Here is a 15256-nt window from a genome sequence, read left to right on the forward strand (position 1 = left end):
TTCGAGATCATACTGCCATACCAGCACCTCAGGTGGAGCAGATCATCGATTAGGCCAAATTTATTTGATCCGCATCGGCAGCTATAAAAGCATCTGAGAGCGATACATCTGGGTATGGGGTGCTTTGAGGATCTTGTGGAGCTGAGGGAGAAAGTCGAGGACGCCCGAAGGATGATCTCCCTGCGGCGCAGTTCATCAGAGAAGGTGGAATACGATGCACAGAGATGTTGTGGCGCGCTACCGCGTCGAGACTGACCTTCCCATGAGAAAGGCTGCTGAGGCGATAGCTGCTGAGCAGTCGACGGGGACATGGACAGAGGTGAAGGGAGCTGAGAGCGATCTGGCGGCCAGGGTTCTTTCGATAGATGGCAATACCGTGGAGATAGAATTCCCTGTGGAGCTCTTCGAGCCGGGGAACATACCGCAGTATCTTTCTGTTATCGCGGGCAACCTCTTCGGTCTGGAGGCTCTGAAGAAGGTCCGGTTGATGGATGTCGATTTTCCAGAGTCGCTGGTCAGGGTGCACAGCGGCCCGAAGTTCGGGATAGATGAGGCAAGGAGGATCATCAATGTGCACGATCGGCCTCTCGTCGGCACGATAGTCAAGCCCAAGGTCGGGCTGAATCCCAGGCAGACCGCGGAGGTCGCAGGGGCTGCTGTGAGAGGCGGTCTCGATCTAGTCAAGGACGATGAGACCCTCACGGACCAGAGCTTCTGCCCGATGGAAGAAAGGGTCGAGGAGGTCATGGCGGAGCTTGACAGGGTCGAGAGCGAGACCGGAAAGAGGGCGTTCTACGCTGTCAACGTCACAGCTGGCGCTGACACGATCCTGGAAAGGGCAGATAGAGCGATCGACCGTGGTGCGAACATGCTCATGGTCGATGTTCTGACAGCTGGCTTCTCTGCGCTCGAGGTGCTCGCAAGAGGAGTGAATCTGCCGATACATGTGCACAGAACAATGCACGGAGCGCTGACCAGGGACAGAGCGCATGGCATATCGATGCTTGTCATAGCGAAGCTCGTGAGGATGGCGGGAGGCACTAATCTGCACACCGGCAGCTATGTTGGCAAGATGGCCAGCGATATCGAGGAGAACAACCAGTGCAGGGATGCTCTGCGTGGGGAGTGGTATGGCCTGAAAAGAGTCTTCCCGGTGGCTTCAGGCGGCATACATCCCGGAAAGGTCGCAGGCAACCTGGACGGCTACGGCAGAGACTGCATAGTGCAGGCTGGTGGTGGCGTACACGGGCATCCTGATGGAACGACCGCCGGGGCGAGGGCGATGGTCCAGGCAGTCGAGGCGTGGCTGAGCGGCGTACCGGTGAGTGAGTATGCGAAGAGCCACAAAGAGCTCGAGCGCGCGCTTGAGCGATGGGGTTCGAGCTAGCTCCAGGGGAGTGAAACCGAAGGTTTTATATTCGTAGATGGGGATGGATTGACAGTCTGTCACGAATCAAGCGACGCGCGCTGTTTGAAAAACAGCATGGATGTAGTGAGGGATCAGATGGCGAGACACGAGATCTTGTCGAGAATCAAGCAGGCAGAGGCGGATGCGAAGGCCAGTGTCCAGCAGGCCTTGCAGGAGAAGGAAAAACGCATCGCTGATGCCACTACCGAAGCAGCGAACATAGTGCGTACAGCTGAATCCGAAGCACAGGCCTTCTACGAGAAGGAACTCGCCAAGGCGGAGGGCGAAGTTAAGGCCAAGAAGCAATCGGTTATTAGCGAGGGCATGCGAAAGGTCGATGCCTTGAGGTCTAGTGCAAGCGCAAAACTGGACAAGGCGGTTGAATACATGCTAAAGGAGTTTATGGGGTTGTTGCATGCTTAGACCCGTTGAGATGAGCCGTGTAGTCGTCGCCGGGTCGAAGAATGTGATGGAGTCTGTGGTGGAGAAGCTCCATGAGCTCAACCTCATGCACATCGTCAACTACACAGGTGGGGCAGACTATTTTGAGCAGGGCAAGACGATGGGCAAAGGCAAGGAGTTCTCCGAGAACCTCATAAAGCTCAGATCGATTGAGAGATATCTGGATATAAAGCCAAAGGCTCCCGATGTCAGATTTGCGGAGTCCCAGATAGTATCCCAGATGGACGATCTGCTGGGAAGGCTTGCGAATGATGTGACCTCCACCTATGAGCGCATAACTGCGATCGAGGCTGAGGTCAAATCAAAGCAGGATCAGATCAATGCGCTTCGGCCACTGGCGGCGATCGACCTGCCCATAGAGCTGTACTCAGGCTACGAGACCCTGGCGGTCTTCGTGGGAACGGTTGAGTCTGCAGTTGATGCCGATGTCGCAAAGGTCGCTCCCAAGAGCGAGGTCTTCACAGGGAGCGTCAAGAACACCAATGTGGTTGCGGTGTTCGTGCCCGTTGAGAAGGCCTCTGAGGTTCAGGCGGTCCTTGCTGAGCATGGGTTTGCAGAGATCTCGGTTCCAAAGCTTACCGGAGCTCCCGATGTGGCCATAGCCACTCTGGAGGCGGAGATAAAGCGGCTGGAGTCCGAGAAGGAGCCACTGCAGAAGAAGCTCAAGGATCTGAAGAAGCAGTATGAGGATATCATACTAGCTGCGGATGAGTACCTGAGCATCCAGACCCAGAAGACCGATGCGCCTCTCAGGTTTGCAACAAGCGAGAACGCGTTTGTCATAGATGGCTATGTTCCGTCAGCGGACTATGATAAGCTCAAGAGCGCGCTTGAGAGCACAACCGGCGGCAGAATACACGTTGAGAAACTCTCTGAGAGCGAGATGGAGGAGCTGGTCGAGAAGAAGGGCGAGGATATACCCACAAAGATCGAGAACCCCGGGATTGTGAAGCCTTACGAGCTCATAACCAGGCTTTTCGCGATACCCGAGTACAAGGAGTTCGATCCGACGCTTCTGATATTCGTGTTCTTCCCGATAATGTTCGGGATGATCCTCGGCGACGTCGGATATGGCATCATGATAATACTAGTGCTCATGATGCTGAAGAAGAAGTTCAGAACTGAAGGGTGGACACAGCTGATAAACATCGTGATGATCGCAAGCGTCTGGTCTATAATCTTCGGCCTGATCTTCGGCGAGATCTTTGGGCCAATGGGCCTGTGGGGCAAGATCTTCGGGCAGCTGCCGCATGAGGAGATACTGGCGCTGGAGGAATCCGGAAGGTTCTTCGGCGAGGGTGTCTTCGGTCCGCTTGGCAGGATCGGCCCGATGGGAATGTTCCCGCTGTACAGGCTGGCCACTAATGCGGTGCTGATGCTGATCGGTGTCAGTATCTTCATCGGTGTTCTCCATTGTGGAATCGGTTCCATACTCGGCGTCAAGACAGAGCTCAATTATGGTGAGAAGAAGCACGCGTATTTCGAGCGGCTTCCGGTGCTGATCTTCCAGGTGGCTTTTGCGCTGCTGCTTCTCGGCCTGGTTCTGGGCTTCATGCCCCTGGTGTATCTCATGGGGCTCCTTGTTGTGGTGGCTATCGTCATGATGGTCATGGGCCCAGAGGGTGTGATGGGTGCCACGCATCTTCCGTTCTATGTGAGCAACCTTATATCCTACCTGAGGCTTCTGGCCATTGGCCTCGCATCAGTTGGTGTCGCATTTGCAGCCAACAAGCTGGCCTTTGGCGTCATCATGCCGATGCTCAGCGGCGGTGAGCACCTCACGATGGTCGCTTACATCGTGGGAGTCATCGTGCTGCTTGTGGTGCACTTCATCAACCTGCTGCTTGGTATACTGTCTCCGTTCATGCACCCCCTGAGGTTGCATTACGTCGAGATGTTCACCAAGTTCTACAGCCAGCATGGTGGTGGAGTTGAGTACAGTCCCTTCGGACATGTCCGGAGGTATCTGAAGGTATAACGGGACACGAACAAAACACACTGAATGGTTATAATAATAGTAAGGAGGTTTGAGGAATATGGCTATAACGGATGCAGGAGTAATGTATGGGCTGTTGGCAGTTGGTGCAGGTCTTGCGACTGGGCTTGCCGGTATCGGTGCGGGTGTCGGTGAGCAGGGCATCGGAGCCGCCGTCGTCGGCGTCGTTGCAGAGGAGCCTGGATTCCTGGGCAAGGGCCTGTTCCTGATGCTGCTGCCCGAGACGCTGATCATCTTCGGGCTTGCCGTCTCGCTGATCCTGATGTTCGCCTGGTCACCCTTCGCCGCGTTACTCTGAGCACCCCCATCCAAAAGGGTGAGAGGCAATGGCACTAGATGCAGTGGTTGAGGATATTCTGGCAACAAGCAAGAGCAAGGTCGCCCAGATAAATGCGGAGGCCGAGCAGGAGGTTGCCAGAATACTTAGTGAGGCCAGAGAACGTGCCGCCGAGATAAAGTCCAGGAAAGAGGGAGAGGCAAAGCACGACATAGAGGCTCTTGTGCGCAGGGAGATGTCCAGCGCAAACCTGGAGCTCAAGAGGGCTGAGCTGAACGTTCACAAGGAACTCCTTGAGCAGGTGAGGACGAAGTTCCTCGATGCAGTCGCAAAGCTGCCCAAGGACAAGAACGAGGCTCTTATAAAGAAGCTCCTGGAGCCCTATGATCTCAAGGATATGAAGGTCTACTCCAACAAGAGAGATCAGGCCTTTGTATCCTCTCTTGTCCCCAATTACGGAGGCACGCTGGATATAATCGGTGGCGTGGTGGTCGAGAGCAAGGATGGGTCAGTGAGGTTCGATCTCTCATATGAGACTCTAGCGCGGGATATATTCAACGCCAAGGTCAAAGAGGTCTCCAAGCTCTTGTTCGGGTGAGAGCGATGCCAGTACTACGTTTGCCGAAGTTCGGAAAACCGGTGAAGTACGCATACATCACGGGCAGGGTAAGGGCGATGAAGACCAAGCTCATACCCAACGAGATGTATGCCAGAATGCTGAACATGGATATACCAGAGATTGCAAGATACCTCGAAGAGACCCAGTACAAGGAGGAGATCGATGCTCTGGCCAAGGACTACTCTGGTGCAGAGCTGATCGAGCATGCGACCTTTGCAAATCTGGCAAAGACCTACAGGAAGCTCCTTGAGGTCTCGATAGACGAGCCCCAGTTCCTGATACTGGAGTACCTGAGGCGCTGGGACATCTGGAACATAAAGACGATCCTCCGCGGGAAGTTCTATGGAGCCAGCGACTCTGAGATAATGAAGTACATAGTGCCTGCGGGCGAGCTGGACAGGGAGTTCCTGGAGGGGCTTGCCAAGAAGGACTCGATCAATGATGTCATAGCCGCATTCGAGGGCACGGACTTCGCTGAGGCTCTCTCCAAGTACGACGGGAAGTTCCTCGCCTCTGTGGAGAACGCCCTTGACAAGCTCTATTACTTCAGGATGGAGCGTGCTGTGGGCGGGACGCTATCAGTCGGCGGCGGTCTCCTTCTCAAGTACGTGAGGAGAGAGATCGATATCAAGAACCTCATAACCCTCTTCCGCATGAACAAGGCTGGAATCGAGGCTAGCATCGTTCAGGAGAACCTGATACCTGGCGGCAAGCTCGGCGAGGAGCTGAGCCGGATGGCAGGACAGCCCTACGCGGATTTCGTCAGGGGGCTCGAGGGCTATCCGTTCTGGAGCGCAATCTCAGATGTGGCGACCGCAGACCTCGATGGCGTGAGCAGAATAGAGGCAAGATTGAAGGCATATCTGATCAGATACGCCTGGTCCCTCTCCAACTACCATCCGCTGTCGATCCTGCCTGTGCTTGGCTACATAGTCACAAAGGAGACAGAGGTTGCCAACATCAGGAAGATCGTCAGGGGGAAGGAGGCTGGACTGCCTAACGAGCTCATCGAGGAGCAGATGGTGGTGGCATAATGGAGATTGCAGTTATAGGTAATAGTGATGCGGTTATCGGATTCAGCCTCGCAGGAATCAAGAAAGCCTACGAGGCCACCTCGGAAGAGGAGCTGATAAACAAGATAAATGAGGTAATGGCTGATCCGAAAGTAGGAATTCTGGTCCTGCACCAGAATGACTATAACAGGCTTCCTAAGAGGCTGCAGTCGACCTTATCTAACTCCGTTAGGCCTACTGTTATCGCTATCGGAACCGAGCAAAGCACAGAGATGAGAGAGAAGATTAAAAGGGCAATAGGTGTCGATTTATGGAAGTAGGAAGAGTAAAGAGAGTCGCCGGACCGGTCGTGCAGGCCGTTGGTCTGAAGGCTTCGATGTACGACCTGGTTCTGGTCGGCGAGGAAGGCCTGATGAGTGAGGTCATCGGCATTTCCGGAGATAAGCACATCATCCAGGTATACGAGGATACCTCGGGTATCAAGCCTGGTGAGCCGGTCAAGGAGACCGGAGGGCCTCTGGTGGCCCAGCTTGGTCCTGGCATCCTCACTCAGATCTACGACGGCGTTCAGAGACCGCTTCCCCTGCTGGCCGAGAGGTCTGGAGACTTCATCAGCAGAGGCCTCTTCGTCGATGGTGTAGATCACAAGAAGAAGTGGGAGTTCCAGCCCCTGGTTAAGAAGGGCGATACGGTAAAGCCCGGACAGCCCATAGGCGTTGTCCAGGAGCAGCTCCTGATCAAGCACAAGATCATGGTTCCACCGAAGCACAAGGGTGGGGTCGTAAAGGAGATCTACAGCGGGAACTTCACGGTTGAGGAGACTGTCTGTGTGCTTGAGGATGGCTCACAGCTCACGATGCTCCAGAAGTGGCCTGTCCGTCAGGCGCGTCCCGTCGTGAGGAAGCTGCCTCCGACAATCCCGCTGAGAACAGGCCAGAGGGTCATCGATGGATTCTTCCCCCTGGCAAAGGGCGGAACCGCAGCCATCCCCGGAGGATTCGGCACAGGCAAGACTGTCATGCAGCAGACGCTCTCAAAGTGGTCTGACGTCGATATAGTCATCTACGTCGGATGCGGCGAGCGTGGCAATGAGATGGCAGATCTGCTCCACGAGTTCCCCGAGCTGGTGGATCCGAGGACAAACAGGCCGCTGCTCGAGAGGTCGATCGTCTACGCCAACACATCCAACATGCCAGTTGCAGCTCGTGAGGCTTCGATCTACACAGGGATGACCACAGCAGAGTACTACAGAGACATGGGTTATGATGTGCTGATGACCGCGGACTCGACATCGAGATGGGCTGAGGCCATGAGAGAGCTCGCCTCGAGGCTTGAGGAGATGCCTGGTGAGGAGGGCTATCCGGCGTATCTCGCTGCGAGGCTTGCAGACTTCTACGAGCGCGCTGGACGGGCTGAGATCCTGGCCGGCGGCGAGGGCTCGGTCGCGGTCGTGGGCGCAGTATCCCCACCTGGTGGAGACTTCACAGAGCCTGTGACTCAGAACACGCTCCGTATCGTCAAGGTCTTCTGGGCGCTCGACTCCAGGCTGACACAGCGCAGGCACTTCCCGTCGATCAACTGGCTCGATTCGTACTCGCTGTACGAGAAGGATCTTGAGGGCTGGTATGCGGAGAATGTCGCCCCTGATTGGAACCAGATGAAGAGGAGAGCGATGGCGATACTCCAGGAGAACGCCGAGCTCGAGGAGATCGTCATGCTTGTCGGCTCGGATGCGCTGCCTGAGGATCAGCAGCTGACACTCGAGGTTGCCAGGATGATCATCAACTTCTGGCTGGCGCAGAGCGCGTTCCACCCGGTGGATACATTCTGCCCGTACAAGAAGCAGTATGATCTCCTGAAGGCGATACTGACATACAGGGACTACGCATTCGAGGCTCTCCACAGGGGTGTAGCGGTCGATCAGATCAAGAGCGTACCCTCCAAAGACGCACTAGCCAAGCTCAAGATGGTTGAGGACTACGAGCCCGAGCTCAAGAAGGTCATGGACCAGATGAAGGCTGAGTTCGAGGCTCTGAAGTAAGGGGGTTGCCAATGACCAAGGAATACAAGACTATAACCGAGATCTCTGGACCCCTGGTGTTCGTCGAGAAGACCGAGCCGGTAGGCTACGGTGAACTCGTCGAGATCAGGACGGCCAGCGGTGAGGTGAAGAGAGGCCAGGTCCTGGACACCTCGGATGAGATCGTCGTCGTCCAGGTCTTCGAGGGTACCGGTGGCCTCTCAAAGGATAGCTCCGTGAGATTCACCGGAGACGTCATCAAGATGCCGCTCTCTCCGAGCATCATAGGGAGGGTCCTCTCTGGCTCCGGCAGGCCGAGGGATGGTGGGCCACCCATCGTTCCAGAGGTGGAGCGCGAGATCATCGGGGCTGCCATAAATCCGGCCTCGAGGGAGAAGCCGAGGGCTTTCATCCAGACGGGCATATCAACCATAGACGGCACCAACACCCTTGTGAGGGGGCAGAAGCTGCCCATCTTCTCAGGTGCAGGGCTCCCGCACAATGATGTCGCCCTTCAGATCGCCCGTCAGGCAAAGGTCCTGGGAGAGGCAGAGCAGTTCGCGGTGGTCTTCTGCGCCATGGGCATCACAAACGAGGAGGCCCAGCACTTCATGGCGGACTTCGAGAGGACAGGCGCCCTCGAGAGGGCTGTGATCTTCCTCAACCTGGCGGACGATCCGGCTGTCGAGAGGCTTCTGACTCCAAAGCTCGGGCTGACCACAGCTGAGTATCTGGCATTCGATCTGGACATGCACGTGCTGGTCATCTACACCGACATGACCAACTACTGCGAGTCCCTGAGGCAGATGGGAGCTGCCCGAGAGGAGGTTCCGGGACGCCGCGGCTATCCGGGCTACATGTACACAGACCTCGCCACAAACTACGAGCGTGCCGGGATCATAAAGGGCAAGAAGGGATCGATCACGCAGTTCCCGATCCTCACGATGCCAGGCGACGACATAACACATCCGATTCCGGATCTCTCAGGATACATCACAGAGGGCCAGCTCATCGTATCGCGTGAGCTCCACAGGAAGGGCATCTATCCGCCCATCGACATCCGCCCATCCCTGAGCAGGCTGATGAACTCAGGAATCGGCGCCGGACACACCAGAGAGGATCACAGGGCCGTATCGGATCAGCTCTATGCGTACTACGCAGAGGGTTGCGATCTGAGGGGCCTTGCAGCGATCGTCGGCAAGGAGGCTCTCTCAGAGCGCGACAAGCTCATCCTGGAGTTCGCCGACCAGTTCGAGCGCAGGTTCGTCAATCAGGGAAGGGATGAGGACAGGTCCATCATAGAGACCCTCACCATCGGATGGGAGCTCCTCTCGATGCTGCCCGAGACGATGCTCACCAGGATCGACGACAAGTACATCAAGAAGTACCATCCGAAGTACGCAGGCACCGCAAAGAAAGAGTGAGATCATGGCCGTAATAAGAGGGACAAAGCCGACCAGGGCAGTGCTCATCGCCCTTCGAAGAAGGATAAAGGTGGCACAGACTGGTCACGAGCTCCTCAAGATGAAGCGCGACGGCCTCATGATCGAATTTTTTGAGGTGCTGAACAGGGCGAAGACAATACGGCAAGAGCTCGTCCAGGATTACATCCGGGCGGAGCAGAGGCTCAGCATGGCGAAGGCCGCGGATGGCACCATAGCCATAAAGAGCGTGGCCTTCGCCCTGCAAAAAGAGCCTGTCGTGGATCTGCAGTCCAGAAACATAATGGGCGTTGTGGTTCCCAAGATATCCGCAGAGGCCGTGCACAAGAAGATGTACGAGCGAGGATACGGTATCATAGGGACAAGCGCCGCCATAGACGAGGCTGCAGATGCCTATGAGAGCCTGGTGGACAAGATAATCACAGCGGCCGAGGTCGAGACCTCGCTTATGAAGCTCATAGATGATATCGAGAAGACCAAGAGGCGTGTCAACGCTCTCGAGTTCAAGGTCATACCCGATATCAAGGACACCATCAGGTTCATAGGCTTCGCACTGGAGGAGATGGACAGGGACAACATAGTCAGGCTGAAGAAGCTCAAGGCGAAGGCTCAGAAGCGCGCCAAGGCTGAGGAGGCTGAAAAGGCGGCCAAGGCAGCTGCCGAGGCTGCAGCCTCCGCCACATGAGCATGACCGGATGGGCCGAGCGCAAGGCAAAGGAGTGGTTTGGGACCCCCGAGAAGAAGATGAGGTTGCTGCAGTGGCTGGTGTACATCTCCAACCTCTACGTAATTCTCGGGGTATTCATATTAATTTATATTCTGTACGGAGAGCACCTTCACGCGCTCTGGGATGCGATCAGGAGCGGTGAGCTTTAGCTGATGTCGCAGGTTCTGTTTGGATCAAGCATGCTTTGTTCGGTGTTGTTCTCTGTTTTTCTGGTCTCGGCGTTATCATCATGATTTTGTGGTTCTCGCTTCTCTCACTCCTTTTTCTGCATCTCGATGCAGCGTGATCGCAGCATGAGATTCGCAGAATCGCACCAGAGGGAAACCGATATCTCCAACCTCCTGATATCTCACCATCATGACTCAGGCTCTTTATCTGGATGACAGCTACATGCGCAGCTTTGATGCGATCGTCACCGGTGTTGATGACTCGGGAGTGTATCTCGACAGGACTGCATTCTATCCGAGATCTGGCGGTCAGCCATCGGATCTGGGCATTCTGATCAGAGGCGATGAGGTGTTCAGAGTCGAAAGCGTGGAGCTCTCAGAGCGTGGCATATGCCATCGCGCTCATGGACTCTCTCCTGGAGATGAGGTCAGGGGCGAGATAGACTGGGAGAGGAGGTACAGGATCATGCGGAGCCATACAGCATGCCATATCCTGAGCGCGGTGATATTCAGGGAGACAGGAGCGCTGATAACAGGGAACCAGATCAACATCGACAGGTCCAGGGTTGACTTCAGCCTCGAGGCATTTGACAGAAGCATGATTGAGACGTACGTGGGAATGGCAAACGATCTAATAAAAGAGGGTCACCCGGTGAGGGTTAGGGTTCTGACTAGAGATGAGGCGATGGAGATACCGGATCTTGTAAGGCTGGCCATGAACGTTCCGGAGCGGGAGAGCGTGAGGGTAATTGAGATCGAGGGTGTGGATCTGCAGGCATGCGGGGGCACACATGTCAGGAACACATCGGAGATCGGTGAGATGAGGCTCGTTAAGGCGGAGAACAAGGGGAAGAGCAACAGAAGGGTGTACTTCGAGCTGGTGGGATGATGCACATAATGGAGCTTCTCGGAAGATGCAGGGTGAAGGTGAAGGACGAGAAGGTGGTTGAGGCCACAGAGCCGCTCATAGAGTGGTGCCCTCTTTTCGACAAGGTCAGGGGAATAAAAAGGATAACATCCGAGGCTGCTGCCGGGAATGCTGAGTTCCGCATAAGAGAGCACGGGATGTTCACGCCCAGGCGGAAGCTTGAGACGAAGACTTTCGTGAGCTTTGGCGCCTCTGAGACACTGATGACAGGCATATCCAGGGGTCTCATCGAGGCAGCGGTCACGGTCTGTGATGGAGCCGGTACAGTGATATCCGACTCTCCATCGCTCGTCCAGGGTATGGGCGGCTGGATCTCCGGGCTTCTGGAGACCGAGCCGATACCGGAGGTTATAGAATACATCGAGCGAAAGGGCGGCACAGTGCTTTCCCCCAGGGACGCGCGAATCGATCAGGTGGAGGGCGCGAGAATCGCTGCGCAGAGATACAGGAGATTCGCGGTCACAGTCACAGATGCGAAAACTGCATTTGAGCTGAGAAAGCTGGAGCAGGAGACCGGCTGCAGGATACTGATTGTGGGGGTGCATCTCACTGGCATATCGAGGGATGATGCCGAACTGCTTCTCTCTGCTGCTGATATAGTAACGGGCTGCGCATCGAAGCACATACGGGAGCTCGTGAAGCCACTCGTGCAGGTCGGAACTGCGGTGCCACTCTTCGGCCTGACCCGGTGGGGCAAGGAGCTTCTCGTCGAGCGCGCGAAGGACGTGGAGCAGCCCATACTCATAAACACAATGCCCCTGCCGGTTCTGCCTGAGCATAAACAGCCAAGGCCTCTGGTCTGACAAAAGATCAGGGAGTAATGATGGGTTGCCGGAGGCGTGCACCCCGGGCTGAGCATGGGGTGCGTCGTTGTCCCGCCCTCACCGAAGCGGAAGGCTGGGGATCCCAGGCAAAGAGGACCTGTCACTCTTCGACTCTGGTGATCACCTCTGCGGAATCGTACCTCAGGCGTATGATCCTGCTCCTTCCCCGCATACCGGAGCCGGTGAATCCTGTCTCTACAAGCCTCAGAGCCTCCAGTCTCTTCAGTATCTCGTAGAACTTCGTGTAGCCTGCCTGTGTGAGACCGTGGTAGGTGCTGTACAGCTCCCCGGACTGCGCCTTACCTCCGGGCTGTTCTGCGATGATCCTCAGCAGAGTCCTCTCGTCCCTGCTCAGAGATCTGATCGCATGCTCGAGATGCAGGAATCTGGAGCTACTGAACGCCCTTCTCACATCCTCCTCTGATATGCTCCTGGATGCTCGTCTCTCCGCTTCCATTCCGGCGCGCTTGAGCAGGTCTATCCCCACCCTGAGATCGCCGGATTCTGTGGCGAGATCCACCACGACATCAAGCACATCCTGGGACAGAACACCTGGATAGAATCCGAGCTGAGCCCTTCGTGAGAGTATCGCGAATATCTCGTCTCTTTTGTACGGTGGAAACAGGATCTCCTCCGGCCTGAAGACTGACTCTACCCTGGGATCAGGGATGTATTTCATGGATGGCTCGCTGTGTGCAGCCACCACACCTGCCCTGAATCCGGGCAGCGACTCATGAGATCTGAGAAGGGTGTAAAGGATCTGATCGATCTCCTTCTCGGGGAAGAGATAGCTGACATCGTCCAGAGCCACGATCAGAACTGCCTCCCTGGATGCGAGCTCATTTGCTATTTTATCGAAGAGGCGCTTGAAGGAGATGCCGCTTGAGGGAGGAGAGATCCCAAATATCTTTTTGTATATCCTCGAGAAGATGCTGTACCGTGTCCCGTCTATCTGGCAGTTTATATGGACAGTGATCACGCTTCTTGTGTGCTTCTCTATCTCCTCGAACAGCTTTATTATCGCGGTGGTTTTGCCGGTGCCTGGGGGGCCCAGGCAGAGCGCATTAACAGGCCTGGCTCCACGAATGGCGGGCCGCACGCAGAACCTCAGGCTCTTCATCTGAGCCTCTCTGTGATCGAAATGCTCCGGCACATAATCCAGCTCGAAAACCTCAGGGTCCTTGAAGAGCGTCTCATCCCAGAGAAGCATGTCATCTTTCATCGGCTTCAATCCACTATTCGAGAACAACTATATATATGCCTGCGCATCGAAGAGTTCTACAAAAGGAGGGAGTATATACGACGGACACGCAGGCTGGAGCGCAGGAGCAGGAGGAATCAAAGACAAAGATGCCGCAGTTCCTGCCGAAGCTTAGGGGCCAGCAGGTAATGGTAAGGATGAACGATGGCAGGCCGCTGAGTGGTAAGCTTGTCTCGTTCAACGCATACGAGATAGTGCTCGATGCAGGACCCAGGACATATCTGCTCTTCAAGCACGCCATCGCCAGCATAGAGGTCCCGAAGGGCATCCTGGACTGAGACGTCCGGAATATGGTCCACGGTATGCAGCTGGATATCATAGCCCAGAGGTTATAACATCAGGTCTTCAGAGAACTTGCAGCATAAGTTAATATTCTATCAGTGTACCAGATCGATATAAAGGGTTTCAAGGGAGTGGTTGGTTGGATCGGGATTTCAGCAGGACTCTCGTCGGAGAGGCGCTGGTCGGGGACGGCCCCGAGGTTGCGCATATCGATCTGGTCATCGGGCCAAAAGGCGGGGCGGTTGATGCTGCATTCGTCACATCGCTGGCATCGCCGCGAAGGGGTCACACACCTCTTCTCGCGGTTCTGGAGCCGAATCTGCCAGCAAAGCCATCGACTCTGATCGTGAACAAGGTGACGATCAAAAATGCAAGGCAGGCGGCTCTGATGTTCGGGCCGGCCCAGGCAGCGGTCGCAAAGGCTGTGATGGACTGCGTCGCGGAGGGGGTTATACCCAGGGAGAGGGTTGAGGATCTTCTCATAGTGGTCTCTGTATTCATCGAGTGGGATGCAGAAGACAAGAGGAAGATCTATGAGAACAACTACCTCGCAACTAAGATGGCCATAAAGAGAGCAGTCACATCGGAACCTGGGGTCGATGAGATCCTCTCAAGGAAGGATACTGCAAAGCACCCGTTTGCATGATAGTTTGAGTAAAAGATTCTCTGATACAGATTTCACCAGGAATAAGCTGCAAGTCCTGGTAACGGGCCTCAATGAGCTAGATGTGATCTACAAATGATTCATATTACTCATAGATGTCAGAGAATCGAGTAATGGAAGCCCTACATGAAAATTAGCTACTTAAGCCGGTCAGTCTCCATGCCTGCTTGAGGTGTGAACCTCTGAGCGGGCAGGAGAGTGACAGGTTGGATGATCGGCAGGGGAATTATGAGCGGGATGATTTCGTTGTATGATAAAATTTGCAGTTACAGGAATGCGGATCGAGTTCTTATGGTCACGATCTCGATCATCTTCGGCATATTCCTGATCGTATCTGCGTCTGGGCAGGAACCCGGTTTTACCGGGCCGGATCTTGCCGGGAATCAGCCTCCAGCTATAACATCATTTGTATGCGATCTGCAGAGCCCGCAGGATGCGGGTGTGGAGGTGAAATGGACTGTTAGCGCGTTTGATCCTGACGGAGATGCGCTCGAGTACATGTTTCTGCTGAAGGGTCCGGCTACAGGAGACAGCTGGAAGGACATGACCGGCTGGATAACCGAGCCGAGATGGGTTTGGAAGACATCTGAGAATGATGTCGGCTCCAGCGAGATCGAGGTTCGCGTGAGAGACGGATATGCGGATCTGGACGATGGTTACGATGTGAAAGAAACAGCAAGATACGTCATCAATCGGCCTGCTCCACCCAACCGTCCGCCACAGGTGACAGGACTGTTTGCATCACCGGAGTCATCGCAGGTTGCAGGCGGTGCTGTCGTGTGGAGCGCGAGTGCATCAGATCCTGACGGGGATGCGCTCGAGTACCAGTTCATGGTGGATGGTAGCGTTGTGAGGGACTGGTCTGCTGAAAACACATGGACTTGGTCGACGACAGATAGAGACGTTGGATCTCACAGTGTGACGGTTGCTGTGAGGGATGGAAGGAACGAGCCTGTTTCCGCGTCATCCCAGTACACGATAATCATGCCGAACCGTCCGCCACAGGTGACAGGACTGTTTGCATCACCGGAGTCATCGCAGGTTGCAGGCAGTGCTGTCGTGTGGAGCGCGAGTGCATCAGATCCTGATGGGGATGCGCTCGAGTACCAGTTCATGGTGGATGGTAACGTTGTGAGGGACTGGTCTGCTGACAACACATGGACTTG

General features: G+C 55.3%; 17 protein-coding genes. 16 read left to right on the top strand and 1 reads right to left on the bottom strand.

Going from position 1 to position 15256, the window contains the following annotated elements:
- Nucleotides 1-214: 214 nt before the first annotated feature.
- From QHG98_08110 to QHG98_08170, 13 genes are all read left to right on the top strand, one after another.
- A complete protein-coding gene (locus tag QHG98_08110) occupies nt 215-1387 on the top strand; it encodes a RuBisCO large subunit C-terminal-like domain-containing protein (protein MDH7597680.1) in 1173 nt (390 codons plus the stop codon).
- A 96-nt stretch (nt 1388-1483) separates the two neighbouring features.
- Nucleotides 1484-1831, top strand: coding sequence for an ATP synthase archaeal subunit H (gene ahaH / locus QHG98_08115; GenBank protein MDH7597681.1), 348 nt, complete (start codon nt 1484-1486; stop codon nt 1829-1831).
- Nucleotides 1824-3848 (top strand): V-type ATP synthase subunit I, encoded by a 2025-nt coding sequence (locus QHG98_08120; protein MDH7597682.1) that lies wholly within the window; start codon nt 1824-1826, stop codon nt 3846-3848. Before ahaH ends, QHG98_08120 begins: the two co-directional genes overlap by 8 nt.
- 58 nt (nt 3849-3906) lie before the next feature.
- Nucleotides 3907-4164 carry an ATPase gene (locus QHG98_08125; GenBank protein ID MDH7597683.1) on the top strand — a complete coding sequence of 86 codons (258 nt, stop codon included), beginning with the start codon at nt 3907-3909 and terminating at the stop codon, nt 4162-4164.
- A 28-nt stretch (nt 4165-4192) separates the two neighbouring features.
- Nucleotides 4193-4741, top strand: a complete 549-nt coding sequence (locus tag QHG98_08130; protein MDH7597684.1) for a V-type ATP synthase subunit E — start codon at nt 4193-4195, stop codon at nt 4739-4741.
- Between the two features lie 5 nt (nt 4742-4746).
- Nucleotides 4747-5796 (top strand): V-type ATP synthase subunit C, encoded by a 1050-nt coding sequence (locus QHG98_08135; protein MDH7597685.1) that lies wholly within the window; start codon nt 4747-4749, stop codon nt 5794-5796.
- Nucleotides 5796-6095, top strand: coding sequence for a V-type ATP synthase subunit F (locus QHG98_08140; protein ID MDH7597686.1), 300 nt, complete (start codon nt 5796-5798; stop codon nt 6093-6095). Before QHG98_08135 ends, QHG98_08140 begins: the two co-directional genes overlap by 1 nt.
- A complete protein-coding gene (locus QHG98_08145) occupies nt 6086-7816 on the top strand; it encodes a V-type ATP synthase subunit A (GenBank protein MDH7597687.1) in 1731 nt (576 codons plus the stop codon). The genes QHG98_08140 and QHG98_08145 overlap by 10 nt, the downstream gene beginning before the upstream one ends.
- Before the next feature lie 11 nt (nt 7817-7827).
- Entirely contained in the window at nt 7828-9219 is a 1392-nt protein-coding gene (locus QHG98_08150; protein ID MDH7597688.1) for a V-type ATP synthase subunit B, read from the top strand.
- Nucleotides 9220-9223: 4 nt separating this feature from the next.
- Complete coding sequence (locus tag QHG98_08155) at nt 9224-9922, top strand: V-type ATP synthase subunit D (GenBank protein ID MDH7597689.1); 699 nt, start codon at nt 9224-9226, stop codon at nt 9920-9922.
- 2 nt (nt 9923-9924) lie between these two features.
- Nucleotides 9925-10113 (top strand): hypothetical protein, encoded by a 189-nt coding sequence (locus tag QHG98_08160; GenBank protein MDH7597690.1) that lies wholly within the window; start codon nt 9925-9927, stop codon nt 10111-10113.
- Nucleotides 10114-10321: 208 nt separating this feature from the next.
- Complete coding sequence (gene alaXM, locus QHG98_08165) at nt 10322-11020, top strand: alanyl-tRNA editing protein AlaXM (GenBank protein MDH7597691.1); 699 nt, start codon at nt 10322-10324, stop codon at nt 11018-11020.
- Nucleotides 11020-11862, top strand: a complete 843-nt coding sequence (locus QHG98_08170; protein MDH7597692.1) for a DUF2099 family protein — start codon at nt 11020-11022, stop codon at nt 11860-11862. The genes alaXM and QHG98_08170 overlap by 1 nt, the downstream gene beginning before the upstream one ends.
- A 121-nt stretch (nt 11863-11983) precedes the next feature.
- Here the strand turns inward: QHG98_08170 and QHG98_08175 are convergent, their stop codons facing one another.
- Nucleotides 11984-13105, bottom strand: a complete 1122-nt coding sequence (locus tag QHG98_08175) for an ORC1-type DNA replication protein (GenBank protein ID MDH7597693.1) — start codon at nt 13103-13105, stop codon at nt 11984-11986.
- Nucleotides 13106-13140: 35 nt separating this feature from the next.
- On the opposite strand from QHG98_08175, the gene QHG98_08180 reads away from it, so the two are divergent.
- The 3 genes from QHG98_08180 to QHG98_08190 all read left to right on the top strand — a co-directional run.
- Complete coding sequence (locus tag QHG98_08180; protein MDH7597694.1) at nt 13141-13422, top strand: RNA chaperone Hfq; 282 nt, start codon at nt 13141-13143, stop codon at nt 13420-13422.
- A gap of 143 nt (nt 13423-13565) precedes the next feature.
- Complete coding sequence (fae, locus tag QHG98_08185) at nt 13566-14072, top strand: formaldehyde-activating enzyme (GenBank protein ID MDH7597695.1); 507 nt, start codon at nt 13566-13568, stop codon at nt 14070-14072.
- A 309-nt stretch (nt 14073-14381) separates the two neighbouring features.
- A partial coding sequence (locus QHG98_08190; protein MDH7597696.1) for an Ig-like domain-containing protein occupies nt 14382-15256 on the top strand: 875 nt, incomplete at its 3' end.

Origin of the sequence: Methanothrix sp., assembly GCA_029907715.1 — an archaeon.
Lineage (GTDB): Archaea > Halobacteriota > Methanosarcinia > Methanotrichales > Methanotrichaceae > Methanothrix_B.

What these genes read in the sequence shown, in the direction of transcription:
- QHG98_08110 (MDH7597680.1), top strand. Translation starts at nt 215, where the DNA reads ATGCACAGAGATGTTGTGGCGCGCTACCGCGTCGAGACTGACCTTCCC.
- ahaH (MDH7597681.1), top strand. Translation starts at nt 1,484, where the DNA reads ATGGATGTAGTGAGGGATCAGATGGCGAGACACGAGATCTTGTCGAGA.
- QHG98_08120 (MDH7597682.1), top strand. Translation starts at nt 1,824, where the DNA reads ATGCTTAGACCCGTTGAGATGAGCCGTGTAGTCGTCGCCGGGTCGAAG.
- QHG98_08125 (MDH7597683.1), top strand. Translation starts at nt 3,907, where the DNA reads ATGGCTATAACGGATGCAGGAGTAATGTATGGGCTGTTGGCAGTTGGT.
- QHG98_08130 (MDH7597684.1), top strand. Translation starts at nt 4,193, where the DNA reads ATGGCACTAGATGCAGTGGTTGAGGATATTCTGGCAACAAGCAAGAGC.
- QHG98_08135 (MDH7597685.1), top strand. Translation starts at nt 4,747, where the DNA reads ATGCCAGTACTACGTTTGCCGAAGTTCGGAAAACCGGTGAAGTACGCA.
- QHG98_08140 (MDH7597686.1), top strand. Translation starts at nt 5,796, where the DNA reads ATGGAGATTGCAGTTATAGGTAATAGTGATGCGGTTATCGGATTCAGC.
- QHG98_08145 (MDH7597687.1), top strand. Translation starts at nt 6,086, where the DNA reads ATGGAAGTAGGAAGAGTAAAGAGAGTCGCCGGACCGGTCGTGCAGGCC.
- QHG98_08150 (MDH7597688.1), top strand. Translation starts at nt 7,828, where the DNA reads ATGACCAAGGAATACAAGACTATAACCGAGATCTCTGGACCCCTGGTG.
- QHG98_08155 (MDH7597689.1), top strand. Translation starts at nt 9,224, where the DNA reads ATGGCCGTAATAAGAGGGACAAAGCCGACCAGGGCAGTGCTCATCGCC.
- QHG98_08160 (MDH7597690.1), top strand. Translation starts at nt 9,925, where the DNA reads ATGACCGGATGGGCCGAGCGCAAGGCAAAGGAGTGGTTTGGGACCCCC.
- alaXM (MDH7597691.1), top strand. Translation starts at nt 10,322, where the DNA reads ATGACTCAGGCTCTTTATCTGGATGACAGCTACATGCGCAGCTTTGAT.
- QHG98_08170 (MDH7597692.1), top strand. Translation starts at nt 11,020, where the DNA reads ATGCACATAATGGAGCTTCTCGGAAGATGCAGGGTGAAGGTGAAGGAC.
- QHG98_08175 (MDH7597693.1), bottom strand. Translation starts at nt 13,105, where the DNA reads ATGAAAGATGACATGCTTCTCTGGGATGAGACGCTCTTCAAGGACCCT.
- QHG98_08180 (MDH7597694.1), top strand. Translation starts at nt 13,141, where the DNA reads ATGCCTGCGCATCGAAGAGTTCTACAAAAGGAGGGAGTATATACGACG.